The sequence below is a fragment of the Candidatus Nitrotoga sp. 1052 genome, from assembly GCF_927312905.1.
Taxonomy (GTDB): Bacteria; Pseudomonadota; Gammaproteobacteria; order Burkholderiales; family Gallionellaceae; genus Nitrotoga.
The window spans coordinates 21128-39564 of sequence record NZ_CAKMHQ010000062.1; the positions used below are offsets into that span (position 1 = coordinate 21128).

The 18437-nt window shown below is 48.9% G+C and carries 16 protein-coding genes; 10 read left to right on the forward strand and 6 right to left on the reverse strand.

Translation table 11 applies throughout. From position 1 onward, the window contains the following. Nucleotide 1: 1 nt before the first annotated feature. From MJ768_RS12310 to MJ768_RS12350, 9 genes are all read left to right on the forward strand, one after another. Entirely contained in the window at nucleotides 2-571 is a 570-nt protein-coding gene (locus MJ768_RS12310) for a BON domain-containing protein (protein WP_239292158.1), read from the forward strand. A gap of 37 nt (nucleotides 572-608) precedes the next feature. Continuing rightward, on the forward strand, nucleotides 609-809 hold the full coding sequence (locus MJ768_RS12315) for a CsbD family protein (RefSeq protein WP_239292159.1): 201 nt from the start codon (nucleotides 609-611) through the stop codon (nucleotides 807-809). 78 nt (nucleotides 810-887) lie between these two features. Continuing rightward, nucleotides 888-1334 (forward strand): hypothetical protein, encoded by a 447-nt coding sequence (locus MJ768_RS12320; RefSeq protein ID WP_239292160.1) that lies wholly within the window; start codon nucleotides 888-890, stop codon nucleotides 1332-1334. A 182-nt stretch (nucleotides 1335-1516) separates the two neighbouring features. After that, nucleotides 1517-1732 (forward strand): glycine zipper 2TM domain-containing protein, encoded by a 216-nt coding sequence (locus MJ768_RS12325; protein WP_239292161.1) that lies wholly within the window; start codon nucleotides 1517-1519, stop codon nucleotides 1730-1732. A 93-nt stretch (nucleotides 1733-1825) separates the two neighbouring features. Further along, nucleotides 1826-2023, forward strand: coding sequence for a hypothetical protein (locus tag MJ768_RS12330; RefSeq protein WP_239292162.1), 198 nt, complete (start codon nucleotides 1826-1828; stop codon nucleotides 2021-2023). Between the two features lie 168 nt (nucleotides 2024-2191). Next, a complete protein-coding gene (locus tag MJ768_RS12335; protein WP_239292163.1) occupies nucleotides 2192-2635 on the forward strand; it encodes an outer membrane lipoprotein in 444 nt (147 codons plus the stop codon). A 372-nt stretch (nucleotides 2636-3007) separates the two neighbouring features. After that, complete coding sequence (locus MJ768_RS12340; protein ID WP_239292164.1) at nucleotides 3008-3724, forward strand: OmpA family protein; 717 nt, start codon at nucleotides 3008-3010, stop codon at nucleotides 3722-3724. 527 nt (nucleotides 3725-4251) lie between these two features. Beyond that, nucleotides 4252-5190, forward strand: coding sequence for a GGDEF domain-containing response regulator (locus MJ768_RS12345; protein WP_239292165.1), 939 nt, complete (start codon nucleotides 4252-4254; stop codon nucleotides 5188-5190). Nucleotides 5191-5671: 481 nt separating this feature from the next. Then, nucleotides 5672-6322 carry a protein-L-isoaspartate O-methyltransferase family protein gene (locus MJ768_RS12350; RefSeq protein WP_239292166.1) on the forward strand — a complete coding sequence of 217 codons (651 nt, stop codon included), beginning with the start codon at nucleotides 5672-5674 and terminating at the stop codon, nucleotides 6320-6322. Between the two features lie 46 nt (nucleotides 6323-6368). Here the strand turns inward: MJ768_RS12350 and MJ768_RS12355 are convergent, their stop codons facing one another. After that, nucleotides 6369-6878, reverse strand: coding sequence for a hypothetical protein (locus MJ768_RS12355; protein WP_239292167.1), 510 nt, complete (start codon nucleotides 6876-6878; stop codon nucleotides 6369-6371). 170 nt (nucleotides 6879-7048) lie between these two features. Here MJ768_RS12355 and MJ768_RS12360 point away from each other — a divergent pair, with 170 nt between their 5' ends. Next, the gene (locus tag MJ768_RS12360) at nucleotides 7049-7423 is read left to right on the forward strand and encodes a VOC family protein (RefSeq protein ID WP_239292168.1); all 375 of its coding nucleotides are present in this window, start codon (nucleotides 7049-7051) and stop codon (nucleotides 7421-7423) included. 262 nt (nucleotides 7424-7685) lie between these two features. On the opposite strand, the gene MJ768_RS12365 is transcribed toward MJ768_RS12360, so the two are convergent. The 5 genes from MJ768_RS12365 to glgP form a co-directional block, all read right to left on the reverse strand. Beyond that, entirely contained in the window at nucleotides 7686-10775 is a 3090-nt protein-coding gene (locus MJ768_RS12365) for an efflux RND transporter permease subunit (protein WP_239292170.1), read from the reverse strand. A 1-nt stretch (nucleotide 10776) separates the two neighbouring features. Further along, a complete protein-coding gene (locus tag MJ768_RS12370; protein WP_239292171.1) occupies nucleotides 10777-11928 on the reverse strand; it encodes an efflux RND transporter periplasmic adaptor subunit in 1152 nt (383 codons plus the stop codon). After that, nucleotides 11925-13181 (reverse strand): TolC family protein, encoded by a 1257-nt coding sequence (locus MJ768_RS12375; RefSeq protein WP_239292172.1) that lies wholly within the window; start codon nucleotides 13179-13181, stop codon nucleotides 11925-11927. The genes MJ768_RS12370 and MJ768_RS12375 overlap by 4 nt, the downstream gene beginning before the upstream one ends. Nucleotides 13182-13565: 384 nt before the next feature. Beyond that, nucleotides 13566-15011, reverse strand: a complete 1446-nt coding sequence (gene glgA / locus MJ768_RS12380; protein WP_239292173.1) for a glycogen synthase GlgA — start codon at nucleotides 15009-15011, stop codon at nucleotides 13566-13568. Nucleotides 15012-15198: 187 nt separating this feature from the next. After that, nucleotides 15199-17757, reverse strand: a complete 2559-nt coding sequence (gene glgP / locus MJ768_RS12385; RefSeq protein WP_239292174.1) for an alpha-glucan family phosphorylase — start codon at nucleotides 17755-17757, stop codon at nucleotides 15199-15201. Nucleotides 17758-18437: the final 680 nt, after the last annotated feature.

The following is an 18437-nucleotide window of genomic DNA, read 5'->3' on the forward strand; positions in this document are numbered from 1 at the left end:
CATGAATGTTTACTATAGGTTACTTGTTCTGATTGTGTCAGTTGCCGGCGTTCTGTCCTTCGCCGGTTGCAGCAAACATGAAGATACGAGTAAGCCAGCCACAGGCACTACGGTGGGAACAGAGATTGATGACAGTACTATTACCGCCAAAGTGAAATCCAAGTTGTTGGCTGATCAGGATATTAAGGGTTTTGATTTTAAAGTAGAGACGCATAAGGGAGATGTTCAGTTAAGTGGCTTTGTGGATAATCAAGCTCAAATTGATCATGCAATCATGATTACGCGTTCAGTAGAAGGTGTTAAAAATGTTGACAATAAGGTGAGCTTAAAAAAGGATAGCGTCACGACCATGGGCGTCAAAGTTGATGACAGTATAGTAACCTCCAAAGTTAAGTCATCGTTACTTGCTGATCCCGATATTAAGAGCTTCGACATTGCAGTGGTAACCCATAATGGCGAAGTTCAGCTTAGTGGTTTAGTTAACAGTCAGGCTCAAATTGATCGTGCAATCGATGTCGCACGCAGAACTGAGGGTGTGCATAATGTTATTAACGAGTTGCGCGTAAAATAAAATTTAATTATTAATCAATATTAAAAAGGAGTAAAAGATGAACTGGGATAAAGTTGAAGGTAACTGGAAACAATTAAAAGGCAAAGTTAAGGAGCAATGGGGAAAACTTACAGATGATCATCTTGACGTAATAGCGGGCAAACGTGATCAGCTATCAGGCAAAATTCAGGAAGCTTATGGAGTCACTAAAGAAAAAGCGGACGAGGAAATTTCTGAATGGGAAAAAAGTCAGAAATAAATAAATCGTTTGTGATTTGAACTACGCCTCGAAGGGAAATGTATTTCAACTTTCATTCAATAACCTAAAGGAAATCCCATGAACAAATTTAATATCAGCATGATAACAATTGGCCTCGCCATCACCTTCAGCGCGATGGCAGATGAGTCTATGACAAAAGAGGCATATAAATCTGAAAAGGGACGTATTGAACTGGAATATAAATCAGACAAGGCTAAATGCAAATCGCTAGTCGATAATGCTAAAGATATATGCAAAGCTGAAGCCAAGGGTAAGGAGGAAGTTGCAGAGGCTGAACTAGACGCCAAATATAAACCATCAAAGAAATCTCGTTACAAGGCTCAGGTCGCCAAGGCAAAAGCAGATTATAAAATAGCCAAGGAAAAATGCGATGATCTAACTGGCAACCCAAAAGATGTTTGCCAAAAGGAAGCTAAAGCTGCATTGACTGCTGCAAAAGCTGATGCCAAGGCGCAGATGGAGGCTTCGGAAGCAACTCCAACTACTGGCGACAAGGCCCAGTAACGCATGCAGATGTTGCGGCTGAAAAGTGCGATGCCGATACGCAGTCGCTAAAGAAAATGTGATACCTTAACTGGGGAAGCCAATAGTAAATGTTAGGCTGAAGCTAAAGCTCGTTACGGAAAATAGGTAGGCTTGGTGGTGGTAGCCACGATTGATTTTATATAACTAAAAAAGGAACTAACATGAAAAAGATACATAAAGTTGCAGTAAACACATTAATTGTAGCTATGTTTCTTGGTTTAGGTGGATGCTCCGGCATGTCAACGCAGGGTAAAAGTACAGCTATCGGTGCTGGGGTAGGCGCAGTTGGCGGTTCGGTACTAACAGGAGGTAGCACAGCCGGAACGATAGGCGGCGCCGTAGTCGGGGGCGTTATCGGTCACGAAATCAAGAAGTAGAAAATACATTACCAATTCGATGCATCGATTACTAACTGTATGCGAAGATGCATCGTTTATCAGATATACAATTTATTCAGGGAGTTTAAATAAATGATGAAATTGAAAAAACGCACTGCTGCGGCATTAGCAGTAAGTGCCTTAATGTTAGCGCTATTTGGTTGTCAGAAACATGAAGGTCCGGCCGAGAGTGCTGGGAAGGAAGTTGATAAGGCAGCCAAGAAAACCGGAGAGCAAATTGAAAAGGCGGGAGATAAAATTCAAGATGCAGCTAGCGGTGACAAAAAATAGTTGCGTGAATTTGCCGTGTATATGTCGGATGCGTTCCTTTTTTTCTGTGGCTCTGTAAATGGCCTGGCTTTTGCTGAAGTTTTATAATTTAATTTTTTTAAAATCCGGCTATGCTGGTTTACTTAGGAGTGCCAAATGAAATCGATACAAATTATTTTAATAGGAGCTATGACAGCTACGACGTTATTGGGAGGCTGTGCCAACAGTAGCAAACCTGCCGCGCCGACCAATACATCTTCAGGGTCATCTACCTCATCATCTTCCAATTTTATTGGCTATGGCGTGGTTGAAGATATAGAGACCATTAAGGTTTCCGATGATGGTAAAAATATTGCCGGAACCTTAATCGGTGGGGCGGTAGGTGGTCTGTTGGGACATCAAGTTGGTAGCGGAAGAGGCCAGACCGCAGCTACAGTTGCTGGTGCGGTCGGAGGTGCAGTTGCCGGTCACGAAATTGAAAAGCGTACACAAGCCGGAAGTCGAGAGGAGTATCGTGTTCGCGTTCGATTGAGTAACGGTACTACTCACACAGTCACTCAAAGCAGTGTTAGTGATATAAAAGTTGGAGATCGAGTGCGTGTAGACAATGATCGCGTGTCACGCGCTAATTAGTGATGCTGTTTGCATGATTTCCATAAATGACTAATGAGTTAAATAACTTAGCTGCGTACAGTTGGCATAGATAGTTATATGAAACAAAGCGAGAAGATGTCATAGCTATGAGTTGAAGGCTTCCATGATGTTCTATTGCTGTTAGTTTTCGGCTTCATAGATGCTTCTTCCACAAGGATTATCCTAAAAGGCATCCTGAATCCTACCTCTATATAGGGCAGATGATTAAAGGCGCCGCAATTTTTGATTGTGCGCCTTTTTTTATACTGAAATATTTTGCTGTATGTATATGATAACCCGCATAGATTTGGCATTGGATTATGGAAGTATTAACGCAGAGGAATAGTCCTAAAATTAAAAAGAGAGAGCCTCATGAGAAAATCATTAGCAAATAAAAAAAACGGACTATCTGTGTTAATTGCTTTAATACTGGGAATTATCACCGCGTCGGTTAATGCACAAACAACACGCAATGAAATGGAGCATATCGAAGTAAATATTCATGACTCGAGTGGCAAGATAGTGAGGAGTGGGGCTGGAGAATGTTGGCACACTCATTTCGGTGTGGCAGAGGGTGAATGTGATAAGTCAATGCCGATAGCGAAGACCGTTGCGCCCGCTCCAATTGACAAGCCCACTCCAATTGCTCCACCAATTCAAATCGAGGAACCGGTTGCGGTGGCCGAATTGCCAATTGTTTCAACTAAAAAAATAACACTGGATGCAAGCGAATTTTTCGATTTTGGTGAACCGATATTGCGGCCGTCAGTTCGCGCTGAGCTGGATGATTTTGTCGAAAAGCTTAAAGATACCAATCCCCAAACAATCAAGGTAATTGGACATGCCGATCGATTTGGTAGTGCCACTTACAACCAGATCCTTTCCGAACAACGAGCAGCCACAGTGAAGGCTTACCTGGTTAGAAAAGGTATCTCGTCCGATATAGTGCTTGCCGAAGGAAAGGGTGATACGCAGCCGATTACGATAAAAGACCAATGCCCAGGCGACATGACCCCCCAAACTATTGCATGTCTGCAACCTGATCGCCGTGTTGAGATTGAAGTGACTGGCACCAAGATTGGGCCATAGTCCTCATTAATTTGTACTGTATAAACTCGGATATGTCACAGACCTTTGTTCGCCAAGGCTATAGGTTTGGCCAATGCAAGCGATGGATAGTCGCGACTACCCGCCTCACTTCGTAATCACTCATCCATTTTCTCGAACGTTCGCGGGTAATTAACACCGGGGATAGTCCATATTAAAAGTTGCTGCGAATTGTTGGGGCGGCAGCCTCAGAGTTGCTATAAAAATAGTAAAAGTGTTTATATATGCGCGCTAGCGCACGGACAAGCATTTGGAAATAAGTGATGATTCGCATGACAATGATGGGTGCTCAGAATTTGATATTTAGCAACTCCCAACGTCCAAAAAATTTAAATACGTTAAAGCTTTAAATTCTGAATTTTTCGTCGATCTTGTTGTTGCAGAATATCTTTTTGGCGTTTGGCAAGACCTTGCCTGTCGGAGATTGTGAGGTGATGTGCAATTCCATGATGTCCCCAGTTTTAAAGGTGCCAAGTAGAGCAGATTTAACTGAAGTAAGGTGAACGTCAATGGTCAGCCTATCTGATATTCTGAATGCTAACGTCCTGATTGTTGACGATCAGGACGTGAACGTTCGCTTGCTCGAACACATGTTGGGCGGTGCGGGCTATGTTTCTGTCACATCCACGACGAATCCGTTTGATGTGTGCGAGCTATATCGCAAAAATCGTTACGACCTGGTACTGCTTGATTTGCAAATGCCCAGAATGGACGGATTTCAGGTAATGGAAAGTCTTAAAGAAATCGAATTGGATAATTACCTTCCAGTGCTTGTGATTACTGCCCAACCGAAACAAGAGTTGCGCGCGCTGCAAGCTGGCGCGAAGGATTTCATCAGCAAACCTTTTAATGTAGCCGAGACGCTGGCAAGAGTTCATAACTTGTTGGAAGTACGTCTGTTACATAAAAAAGTGCGTAATTATGCCAAGGTACAGGAATCCCGGGCATTGCATGATCCGCTGACTGGGCTAGCCAACAGGCAACTGCTGGCGGATAGGGTTTCGCAGGCCATTACCCACGCGCAAAGGAACATGAGTGCGATGGCGCTGTTATATATAGACTTGGATGGATTTAAACAGATTAATGACACCTTTGGCCACGACGGTGGAGATATTGTGTTAAAGCTGGCCGCATCACGCTTGGTGGCTGCGGTGCGCAATGAGGACACCGTGGCGCGTCTGGGTGGAGACGAATTCGTGATTGTACTGTGGCAGATTAGCAGCGCCGACGGTGCGGCCCTTGCCGCGGAAAAAATGATCCAAACACTGTCACAACCGTACAGCATTCATGGGCACACCGTCAATATTACCGCCAGCATAGGCGTTAGTATTTATTCCGAGCATGGCCGTGATGCGGAGTCGCTTTCGAAGAGCGCAGATCTGGCGCTATATGAGGCCAAGCATGCGGGTAGAAATAACTATCGAATTTCAAACCGCACAGACTTGTGAAGGGCGCTTCAAAAAATTTAACACCAACTAACCCCCTGAGATACCAATCCACATAAGGGCACCTCTAAAAATCCAATTTTGCGAGCAGCCGTTGCGGCTTGCTTGCTTACCCCGCTTCGTCACAATACGGCGTTACTCGAAAAAATTATCGCTTACATATCAACTATATGCCGCGCTCAAATTTTTTACTCGTGCCTTGTCTTGCTTAGAAACTTGAATTTTTAGAGGCGCCCATAAGTTAAGCATCCCGCTCTTTAAAATTAAAAAAACACTGGACATGAAGTCGCGCTTTGCGCGGCGGCCAATGAGGATTGTCTGATCTTCGCTGGCCGCCTTATCGCTTCCCTTTCTATTTGCCGCCTTTAATTGCATCCATTAGGAATGTCATCAAAATGCGTAAATGGGGCAGTCATTGAGCGCAAGCAGTGACCTTGCTAAACTGTTAATATGAAACATTGATAATATTTTGGAGTAGAGGGAGATGGGTAACGTGGAGCAAGCGCGCTTTAATATGGTGGAACAACAGATTCGACCTTGGGACGTGCTGGATATGCGGGTGCTGGATTTGTTGAGCAAGGTTAAACGCGAACGTTTCGTGCCGCCCGGCAGCCAAAGCATGGCTTTCATGGATATGGAAATTCCACTGGGACATGGAGTTTCAATGTGGCAGCCCAAGATGGAAGCGCGCGCATTGCAGGCTTTGCAGCTTGGGCGCAACGACCGCGTGCTGGAAGTCGGCAGCGGCAGTGGTTATCTGACAGCTTTGCTGTCCCATCTCGCGATGCATGTGACCAGCGTTGAGATCGTGCCGGAGCTGCATGCCTTTGCGGAAAAGAATTTGGCGGCGCATCATATCAATAACGTAACTTTAGCGCTGGGCGATGCGGCGCAAGGCTGGCCGGGTTCTTACGATGCAATCGTGCTGACTGGCTCAGTACCAATTTTACCGGAAGCATTCCAGGACAGCTTGAAACCAGGAGGCCGTTTGTTTGCTATCGTTGGTGATGCTCCGGCGATGCATGCCAATCTGATTACTTGTGTGGCACCCGGTATATTCGAGAGAGTTACCCTGTTCGAGACCTGCATTGCGCCACTGCAAAACGCGCTGCAACCCAAGCGTTTCGTCTTTTGATGCGGTTATTTGCCAAAAAAGCACTGGCGATAGTTAATCGAGTGCTTTAGAACACCTGCTGTTTTATGTCGATGCCCAATTTTCGTGCCGCTGTACCCGCTGCCACAATGATGTGTTCATCCAACTCGGTGTTATGCACACCACCCGTAGCAGGGATATGTGCAAGAGCGCCGTGCGCTGATTCCATCAGCATGTTGAAATGGCTATCTTGATCATTGATCAATGGACGCGGGACGATGGCCTGAAAATACAACATGCCGTGTCGCATTGTGATGGCGAGCAGATAAAGTTCGTGGCCAATTGCAGCGGCTTCTGGGTCGCGCACCTCAAAACATTGCGTTGAGCTGTTTTGGCTTGCATCACGCGGACCGGGTATCTGCTTGGCGATGGCTTCAATAAATGTTTGTGCGATATTGAGCTTGGGTGCCAATGTAGCGTGATATTGCCCCGTGCGGTTGAGGATGACCGGATTTTCAAGCACTGCGCGCTTGGTGTTACGCAGTGTGAGAACTACGATAATCGTGATGATAATTGTGGCAAGGGTTATTTCAATCATGGTTATAAACTTTAATACAATGAATCGATAGTATAGCCGCCTCTACCACATTTGAATTAGTAAACTATAGAGTCGGCCATGCAATTGATCGATAGAATATCTGGAGTTTGGTGAGTTCATATCGGATATAAATCGCCCGAATTGGGAGTTTTTTACTATAGGAGATAGCCATGGCAAATCCATTCGTACATATAGAGCTGCAAACGGGCGATGTCGCCAAAGCAAAAGAGTTTTATTCAGAATTGTTTGATTGGAAGTTGGAGGATCTGCCCATGCCCGGCGGCAGTGGCACTTACACCATGATCAACGTAGGCGAAGGTACCGGTGGCGGAATGATGACCAGTCAATCTCCGGGTGTGCCGCCTCACTGGCTGGCCTATATCGGTGTAGACGATATCGCTGCCAGTACCGCAAAGGCTAAGTCGCTTGGAGCAAAGGTTGTACATGATGTCATGGAGGTGGGGAGCCATGGTTGGATGAGTATTATTGTGGATCCCACGGGTGCTAAATTTGCTTTATGGAAAGGAAAAACGAGGGAGTCCTGAATTTTATGTAAACGGAATTTGTTAATGCTGCGGCACCGCTGTTCATCGAATTGGATAGTAAGACGATCAAGCGCAGCTTTTAGAGTTTCAATAATGCCTCATCAGACTGAAATGAGTCACGATATCCTGGATATCTTTCCCATGCTCATGTTCACCGGTTCAATCGCGCTGGTGGTTTAGATCACCTGCCTGACTGATTTCTGGCGGGCCTTAAGCACAAAGGGTTTGATTTTCTTCATGGTGTGCTTTTATTAATTACGCCTCAACGGTTTTTTTCCTCAAACCACTTGTACAACGTTGGTAGCACAACCAACGTGAGCAAGGTGGAGGTAACCAGGCCGCCGATTACCACGATGGCGAGGGGCCGCTGGACTTCAGATCCTGGCCCTGTAGCGAACAACATGGGGATAAGCCCCAGCATCGCTACCGTGGCGGTCATCAGCACTGGGCGAAAGCGCTGCCGGCAACCTTGAATTACGGCATCTGTCTGAGACATGCCTTTATCCCGCAAGGTGCGGATATAGGATACTAGAACCACACCATTTAGCACTGCGATCCCCCACAGGGCGATGAAACCCACTGAGGCTGGCACTGACAAATACTCACCTGTTAGAAACAGGGACACCACGCCGCCTATCGAGGCGAAAGGCAGCACCATGATGATAAGCGAGGCGTAGCGCAGGGAACCGAATAGCAGGAACAGCAGGAAGAAAATCGCAGCAATGGTCACGGGAACGATAATCATCAAGTGACCCATCGCCCGCTCCATGTTCTGGAACTGACCGCCCCATTCCAGGTAATAACCCTCGGGGAGCTTGACCTTGGCATCTACAGCTAATTGCAGTTCGGCGACGAAACCGCCCAAGTCACGACCCTTCACGTTCACCCCAACCACGATACGACGCTTGGCCTTCTCCCGGCTAATCTGCGCCGGCCCATCCAGAACACTGATGGTGGCCAAATCTTCCAGAGCCACGTGGGCACCGTTGGGCGAGATGATGCGCAGACCATGGATCTCCCCCAAGCTGTTGCGGAAGCTCTCCGGCAAGCGCACCACGGCGCTAAAGCGGCGCTCGCCCTCAAAGATTTCGGTGGTCGTCCTGCCGCCTATAGCAGTCTCGATCACGTCGTTAATGTCAGCCACGTTGAGGCCGTGGCGAGCGATGGCTTGACGATCGATATTAATAGACAAATATTGCTGACCGGTAACCCTTTCCACGCGCAGATCCTGCGCTCCCTTGATGGAGGTCGCCACCTTGGCGATTGCGTCGGCTTTGAGTTTGAGCGTGTCTATGTCATCACCGAACAATTTGATCGCGACATCGGAGCGCACCCCGGTGACCATCTCGTCAACTCGGTCTGAAATTGGCTGGGCCATCACAATCTGCACCCCGGGCAAAGTCCTGACCTTGTCCCGGATGGCGTCAGCAATGTCGTCCTGCGTCCATCCCTTTGGCCACTCGTCACGGGGTTTGAGACTGACTATCGGGGTAGATTCATTCTGACTTTGCGAATCGGCGGGGCTCTCGCCACGGCCAACGCCAGAAAAAGCGGATTTCACACCGGGCACCTGCATCACCATGCGCATCGCCTCCATTTCTATCTTGATGGATTCTTCCAGCGAGATATTGGGCACGCGATTTATGCCGGGCACGATAGACCCTTCCTTCATCTCGGGAATGAACGCCGTGCCGAGCAAAGGTAGCAGCAGCAAGGCTCCGACGAACGCCCCTCCAGATACGATGATGGTCTTCCTGCCGTTGGACAGCGTCCAATCCAACAGCCGCAGATAAGGTTTCTTCATAAAGGCAACCAAGCGGGTATCGTGCTCGTTCTTTCCTATTAACAGGTATGAGCACAGAACCGGGGTCAGGGTGAGCGCCAGAATCAGCGATACGAACAGGGCGATAGCAATGGTGTATGCGAGGGGAGCGAACATTTTGCCTTCCATGCCCTCCAGAGTCATCAGTGGCAGGAACACCAGGATGATGATAGAGATACCAAAAATAACAGGCGTGGCTACCTCCGATGCTGCATCAAGGACTACCTGCATCCGGCTAATATCTTTGCGCTCAGCGAGACGCTGAAAAGTATTTTCCACTACCACCACCGCACCGTCCACAATCAAACCGGTGGCAATAGCAAGGCCGCCGAGGGACATCAGATTGGCAGACAGGCCGTAATGGTTCATCACCATGAAGGTGATCAGTGGGGTCAAGAGCAGGGATGCAACTACGATCAGGGATGAGCGCACATCACCGAGGAACAGAAACAGCACGATGATGACAAGAACCACGCCCTCGAGCAGTACCTTCATCACAGTTTTCAAAGCAGCGTCCACTAGTTCGCTGCGGTCGTAGTATGGAATGATTTTGAGGCCGCCGGGGAGCATCCCCTTATCGTTTATTTCTGCGACCCTTTGCTTGACCCGGCTAACAATCTCTTTGGCGTTGCCGGCGCGGATCATCATCACTATCCCGCCCACCGACTCGGTGATGCCATTTTTAAGCAACGCGCCGTAGCGCACCTCGTGACCGATGGTTACTTCAGCTACATCGCGCATGAACACCGGCACTCCACCCTGCTCCTTGAGCACGATCATACGGATATCATCCAGGGTTTTTATCAGGCCTATGCCGCGAATCAGATATTGCTCAGCGTAATGGGGCAACACGCCGCCGCCAGAGTTGGCATTGTTACGGGCGAGAGCCTGATACACTTCCTGCAGTGTCACCTTGTAATGCTTCATGCGATCCGGATTCACCAACACCTGATACTGCTTGACGTAGCCACCCTGGGAATTGATCTCCGCCACGCCTGGAATGCCACGCAGCAGTGGCCGCACCACCCAGTCCTGAGTAATGCGGCGTTTGGTCAGCTCTTCTTGACTAAGCACACGCTCTCCGTCGTCTGGCTGCTCCAGTGTGTACTGATAAACCTCACCCAACCCTGTAGACAGCGGGCCGAGTATTGGTGTCACGTCCTGCGGCATTCGCCCGCCTACCTCGATCAGGCGCTCCATTACCAGCTGGCGCGCGAAATAGACATTGGTAGCATCGGTAAACACCAGGGTGATCAGCGATAGCCCCGGTTTATTGAGCGAGCGCATCTCCTCTAATCCCGGCAGGCCGGTCATGGCCATTTCCAACGGCACGGTAACGAAGCGTTCGACTTCCTCGGGTGAACGGCCCAAAGCCTCAGTGGCAATCTGCACTTGTACGTTGGTCACGTCTGGAAAGGCATCCACTGACAGCTTCCGCGTCGCGTCCAGCCCGAATGCCACCAAGCAAACCGCCACCACGACAAGCACCAAACGCTGTTTAAGCGCAGCCTCAATCAGGGATTCCAGCATATCAGCCTCCCAGCTCTTCGCGCTTGCGCTCGTTGTTTAGATGAAAACCGCCTTCTGTGACGATACGTTCGCCTATTTTGATGCCCTCCAGCACTGGGAAATAACCATGGCTTTCTTGTCCAAGCAGGACACGCCGCAACTGGAAGCGTTTATCGTCCAGCTGGACGAAAACATGATCCTTGTTCTCCTCCCGTACCACCGCCGCAGCTGGAACCACCAGGCGGCGCTGGGATTTAACCAGAATCAGCATAGAGGCAAGCATTTCCGGCTTGAGTACGCGCTCATGATTCGCTGCTTCCATGCGTACTTTCACCGTTCGTCTATCGGGATCAACGGTGTCGGCGATAAAAATCACTTGTCCCTCGATACGTTTTCCGTCCAATGCGGGAATCTCAGCTTGCACCACTTCATTTAACTTCACCAGGGCAGCCTGCTGCTCGGTCACCTCGGCCACAAGCCAGACGTGGGACAGATCTGCTACGGTAAAGAGAGCTTCCGCCGGTTGCACTACTTGGCCCGATGTTACGTTTCGCTCAATCACCACTCCGTCGAGAGTGGCAATAATGGAGGATAGGGAATTCACCCGGCGCGTAGCCGCCAGCTTGGTAATGGCGCTTTTGGCCATACCGAGCACCTTGAGCTGTTCGTGGGAAGCGTGTAGTTCGGCTTGGGCCTGGACCAGATCAGCCTCGCGCTTTTGCAGTTCAGCTCCGCCAATAACATCGGCAGCGAACAGTAATCTTGCCCGCTCTACCGCGCGGTGCTGCAGCGCTTCTTGGGATAAAGCCTTGAGATAGGTGAGCTGGGCAGTAGCCAATTCGGTGCTATTCAGTGTGGTTAGCACATCGCCGCGTTTTACCGTCTGACCAAGAAAAGCATGGATCTCAGTCACACGTCCAGTTACGGCAGCGCCGATGCGCGCCACCCTATGTTCGTCCACCTCGACCCGGGCCGGTACGCGCAGGGTCTCCGCCACATCACCTTCGCCAGCAGGGATGACTGTCAGGCGCTTGAGAAATTCCGGTGCAACCTTTACCACAGAGGGATCATTGACTGGAGCCGCGGCGGAACGCGGCGTTTCCTTGCCCTTGCAACCAATCAGCATAGCGACAAATAGAAGAGGGATTAAAACAGATAAGATTGTGCGCTTCATAGTATTTCACCGGCATTGGGGGGGGAGGCTCGCAGCCGGGCAATTTCGATTAGCGCGGCTTGCAGTTCGTAACGAGCATTAAGGTAGTCCAGGCGGGTGTTGCGCAAAACCCGCTGGGCGTCCAGAAAATCAAGAATGCCACGCTCACCATAGCGATAGGCCGCTTCGGCCACCTTCATGGCGTTTTCGGCATCGTGCATCAGGCCGGTCTCGAATATCATTACTTGATTTTTGGCAATCTGATATCGGCCGTAAGCCTGATCCAGGACTCCCAGTAGATTGATGCTTGTCTGCCGCTTTTCCGCCTCAGCCCGATCAAGCCCTGCGACGGCCTCGCCGATGGGGCCCTGACGACGATTCCATAACGGCAAGGGCAAGCTCACGCCGACTTGCCACTGTTTCCAATCCGGATCTTGATTGGAGCCTACCGTAATGGTGGGCTGTGGGAAACGCAGGTTGCGTTCTAGCTGCACTTTCGCTTGAGCACGACGCGTTTGAGCGTCAGCCACTTTAAGTAAAGGCTGACGCTCCAATAAATCTCTACGCAGTTCTTCCAGTGGTGGCAGATCAGGTGGTAGTAGCTTTTCCTGCGCCACTTTGAAGTTCCCCGCAAGTGGCGCGCCAATTAGTGCCCGCAGCCGATCGCGAGCCTGGGTAATGCGTAGTTCAGCACTATTAACGGCACTCTTCGCAGCCAATGCCTCGACTTCTGCTTTCACCAATTCAAAGCGCGGAGATTCTCCAACTTTGACCTTGAGTTTAACCCTGTCGCGAATTTGCATCAGTAACTCATGGTTCACCGAAGCGAGCTTGACCTCCTCTTGACGACGCAATACATCGAAAAAAGCCTGCGTCACTGAGGTCCGCAGATTTATTTGCGCATCCGACACTACCGCCGCACTGGCGGCAATACCGGCTTCTGCGCCCTGCCTCCGTGCGGCACGCACGGAGGGCAGTTCGACCAGCTGAGATAATGCAGCTGCGCGGGTATGCCCATCCGGCACGCTAAAGTGCTTTGAAAGAGAACTCCCACCCCCGACTAGAAGATCGGGATTGGGATAGGCCCGCGCCGTAGTGAGAGCGGCATGCGCGCCACGCTCCTGGGCTGTTGCGTCAGCGAGCATTGGACTGTGTATGGCTGCGAGGCGTAAGGCTTCGTTTAAAGTCAATGACGTCGCTGCATATGATGGGGTGATGACGATTAGTAAAAATATCGACCACCATAAACGAATAGGTAAGCTATGCAATTGCATGTTATTTTTAATTCTCCAAATGCATTTTAGGGCTATAACCTGACACCGATAACAACTACAAGTTCCACCAGTAAAAAAATTTTTCAGCATAGTCGTTTCAAAATTTTTTGAAAATGTAGTTCATGGCGGGCCACAAACTGCAATCGGTGTTTATCAAAATAAACCGAAGTTAAACACCCACTCAGCAGGCCCTATAATTCCCGCCAGTTCGATGGTAAATTAAAATTCACTATACCCATTTTGCTGATGTTCAAATTCAAATTTACATTTCGCAATTGTTTTAGCGCACGAATTAATTCATCTGATAAAGCCGAAGTCGCACATTGTGTACTGAAGGAAAAACTTGACGGAAGCGGAATGCTGAATGAAGCTGCGCAAGTGCAGCTATCGCCGCATCAAATGCATATAGATGTCATGGTAGGCTGTGGCACTCTGATTCCAGCCAAAATCCTTGATCATGCAATTGTGCTGCAATGCCCGCCAGGTTTTTTTGTCATGATAGGCCATCGCGGCACGTCGTGCCGTAGCCAACAGGCTGGACGTATCCATGCTATGAAATACGAACCCGCTGGCAACGCCCTGTTCTAGTGTAGCTACGTTGCTATCCAATACTGTGTCAATCAGGCCGCCAGTCGCATGCACCACTGGCGGCGTGCCATAGCGTTGGCTATACATCTGGCTTAGTCCGCATGGCTCGAAACGTGACGGCATTAAAAAAATGTCTGCGCCTGCTACTATCAGGTGTGACAAGGCCTCATCGAAGCCCACGTAAGCACTGATCTGGCCGGAATAATGATGCGAAAGCTCCAGCGCAGTTCGCTGCATTTCCACATCGCCATTACCCAGCAATACCAGTTGCGCCGGTATGGCAATCAATTGTGGTGCAATTTCCAGCACCAGATCCACGCCCTTCTGATGGGTAAATCGGCTCACTAAGCCGAACAATGGCAGGTCGGGATCAATACGCAATCCCATACGTTTTTGTAACTCGCGCTTATTAAAGGATTTTCCGTTTATATCGGTGTCATCGTAAGGATGAGCAAGGTTAGGGTCGGTGGCGGGATTCCATTCTGTGGTATCAATACCGTTCAAAATGCCTGTCAAAACTTCTCGCCGGTAGGCAAGCAGGCCCTGTAGACCGAATCCCAGCGCATCGGTCTGAATTTCGTTGGCATAAGACGGACTCACGGTAGTGATGTGATCGGCGTAATACAAACCCGCCTTCATGAAGGACAGGCTGCCGTAAAACTCCACACCGTCAGGCTGAAAACACTCAGCGGGCAACGCCAATTCCGCAACCGTCTGCGACGGGAATACGCCTTGAAATGCAAGATTATGCACAGTCATCACACAAGGTATAGCACCATCTGAAAAATGCAGATAGGCCGGGGTAAGTCCGGTTTGCCAGTCATTGCAATGAACTATATCGGGTTTCCAGTCAAGTGGAGAATCCGCACAGCTCAGCAATGCAGCAATTTTTGACAGCAACCCAAATCGTAGGGCGTTATCTGGCCAGTCGAGACCATGTTCATCCTGATATGCTCCGCCACCACGCTCATACAGTTCGGAACATTCAATTACTAATAAAAGTATGCCATTAGGCAACGAACCAGCCAACAGTCGTGCTGCAGGAAAGCTGGACTGAATGGAGATTTTGGCAGCAACCTGAAGATGCGGCAACGCCTTTAAAACTTGCGGATAACCTGGCAGCAATATGCGTACGTCTACTCCCATTCTATGCAGCGCAGCCGGCAGTGCGGCGCTGACATCGGCCAAACCGCCAGTTTTGATTAGTGGTGCGACTTCAGAAGTAGCAAACAATACCCGCATCGTTATTCCAATTTCAATTCGAAGGTAATACAAGTTAACGACGAACGAGCAAGGCTGAAAACCTCACTTTTAGCGAAGGCTAACCTTGGCAATGAAGGTAAGCCACTAAGGATGACGAAAATAACATCACCCAAACTAAAAATGAGCGAGGTAACCAAACAGTGTCACCTATGAAGTGCAATTGGAATTATAGCCAGCGCATTAAGCCCATCTCGAATTGATGCGTCAGTATTTCGTGGTGCGGATAAACCCGTATGCGATATTCAAGCTTGCCACATAGTTCCGGTGTCAATTCCAGCACATAAACATGTTCGCCTGTTTCTGCATTAACTTCCTGTGCTGCAAACTGGTAAAGCATCGACTGCTTGAGTTTTTCCTTATTGTATGCATGACCAATCAACATTTCGACCACCACGTCAGCAGGCTTGAGGCCATTCAGGTTTACGCTTACTTCAAAGTACACGTTCTCTCTGAACATAATGCTTTGTTTAGGGGTGCCCAAGCGGCGTATTGTTACGCCGGGCCAAGCTTTACGGACCGCATTTTTCCAAGTCGAAATTTGACGCGCACCTTCAAAAGCAGCATCGCAATATTTGCGATACTGCCGTGTGGCTGGTAAGTATGTTTTAGCAACATACTCACCCACCATGCGTGTGGCATTGAAGCTCGGCAGCAAGGTTGCGATGGAGCGCTTGGACATCTTTACCCATTCTGACGAATAGCCCATCTTGTTGTGTTTGTAGTAAGTTGGAATGACCTGATCCTGCAATAGCTCATAGAGTGTTTGACTTTCTTCACGGTTGCGCTGCGCTTCAGGCAAAAACTCTGAAACTGGTTTGATTGCCCAGCCATTCTTGCCATCGTAACCTTCATCCCACCAGCCATCCAGTACTGACAAGTTAAGCACCCCATTCATGGCTGCCTTCATGCCCGAAGTGCCGCTTGCCTCAAGCGGATACAGTGGGGTGTTCAACCACACATCCACCCCGGCCACCATACGACGTGCAAGCCGCAGGTCGTAACCTTCCAGCATCAGGATCTTGCCTTCAAATTCCGGCATGCGTGAAATCTGCGTTACTTTGCGGATAAGATCCTGCCCCGGAATATCTGCAGGGTGTGCCTTGCCGGCAAAAATAAACAACACCGGACGCTCAGGATCCTGCATGATCTGGCGCAGCCAATCCAGATCTTCAAATAATAATGCAGCGCGCTTATACGTCGCGAAACGGCGCGCGAAGCCGATAGTAAGCACATTCGGATTGGCCGGATCTGCATATTTCAAAATGCGATCAAGATGTGCTTCAGAACCGTGATTGCGGAAATGTTGCCGACTGATACGATAACGGATTAACTGCAGCATTCTCGATTTAAGCGACTCGCGCACACTCCAGAATTGATGATCCGGAATACTGTCGACCCGCTCCCAGAAACCGACATCTGCTACATGCTGACTCCAATCCCAACCGAGGAATCGCACAAACACCTCCGACCATTCCTTAGCCAAAAATGTAGGCATATGCACCCCATTAGTAATGTAGCTCATGGGATTATCTTCTTGCTCAATTTCCTGCCACATTTCGGCGCAGATTTTGGCAGAAATCTTGCCGTGGATTCGTGATACGCCATTCTGAAAACGCGAACAATGAATTGCCAATGCGGTCATATTAAAATCGGGTGTATCCGATACATTCCCCAAGGCAAGAAATTCATCGCGGCTGATTTTCAATTGCGGATAATAATTTTCAAAATAGTACATCATCATGCCGTAGTCGAAATGATCATGACCGGCTGGTACGGGTGTGTGCGTTGTGAAGACAGTATGTGCAGCAACTGCTTCGAGTGCGGCTGAAAACTCTATACCTTGTTCCGTCAGGATGCGGATGCGTTCCAGTAGCAAGAAAGCGGCATGACCTTCATTGATGTGCCATACGCTCGGCTTGATGCCCATTTCCCCAAGAGCGCGGGCACCACCGATTCCGAGCACGATTTCCTGTTCAATACGAATGGACTTGTCGCCGCCATAAAGATGGTGAGTGATGGCACGATCTTGCTGGGAATTTTCATCAAGGTCAGTGTCCAGCAAATAGATAGTGACATTGCCGACCCGCGCTTTCCATACCTTAATTGCTACTCTGCGCCCCGGTAAATCCACGCTTACATGGACCTCTGAACCATCACTATTTAATACCGGTGAAATAGGCAGGCTCTCGAATTCAGAGTCAGTATAAATGGCCTTTTGATTGCCATCACCATCTATAGTCTGATGGAAATAACCCTGGCGATAGAGCAGGCCTACGCCGACAAAGGGCAAATGCATGTCGCTGGCGGACTTGCAGTGGTCACCCGCCAAAATTCCCAAACCGCCGGAATAAATTGGAAAGCTTTCGTGAAACCCAAATTCGGCACAAAAATAGGCAATCAGATCGTTTTCCGCGAACCCTTCAGCATGACTATTGCGCACTGGCTTAGTATGATAGCTATCGTAAGCAGATAATGTGCGATGGTATTGATCCAGGAAAATCTGATCTTCCGAGGCAGTTATCAGGCATCGTTCGTCCACACTTCGTAGAAAAGCTCTCGGGTTTTGACCTACCTCATCCCACAGTTTGCGATGAATATAAGAGAATAAATCACGTGTGGGCAGATCCCAGCTATACCATAAGTTATTTGCCAGTTCTTCAAGCCGGGCTAAACGGGCTGGTATTTTAGGTCTGACTTCCAAGATATGCGGCGTGCTTTTATACATGATTTCCTGTTTTCGCTGTGCGCATTGGACAAGCCGCCCAACACGGCTAAGGTTTAATATTGGGACCCAAACGGTAGAATGGATAGTGTTATTTTTCCTTTACGCTAAAAGCTGCGTAAAGGCTCATCTTAAGTCTTGTGAAATATATATTTATGCCTCCCGATTATGCCCTAACGCGTAACGCTTAGAACAATCGAGTCATAATAATGAATTATATAACAGCATATTCGTCACCACTACCACTTCCATAAATTCCCTTCCTCAAAAATGAGGTAAGCTGGACTCGAGGTACGCGAGGCCGCAATGAGCGAGGTTGTGTACATGGAATCGTGTCATGCAGGGTTACTTTGTATGGCATCAATTTAGGTAACTCGTCCGGTAGTAGCCTGTCGGTTGGCTTTTACCGGATAAAATTAAAATAACTTGATTAAGAATGTAGAGCTGCTTGCGGGCGCGGCTTCAATTCCAGCCGCCTCCACCAATACTCAAACCCCAACTGTTCTCAGCTGGTTTTTTGACTGGTTACGCCAGCTGCAGCGTAGTAGGGGGGAGGGGGGGGGCGTGCGGGTCACTGCAGACTTCGCCTTTTGACTATACCACCCGCTCAGGGTCACATTCTACTCTCCCCTAGCAGCCTGTCGGACTTCCCCCCATTAAAAATAACAAATTGCAAGTGTAAA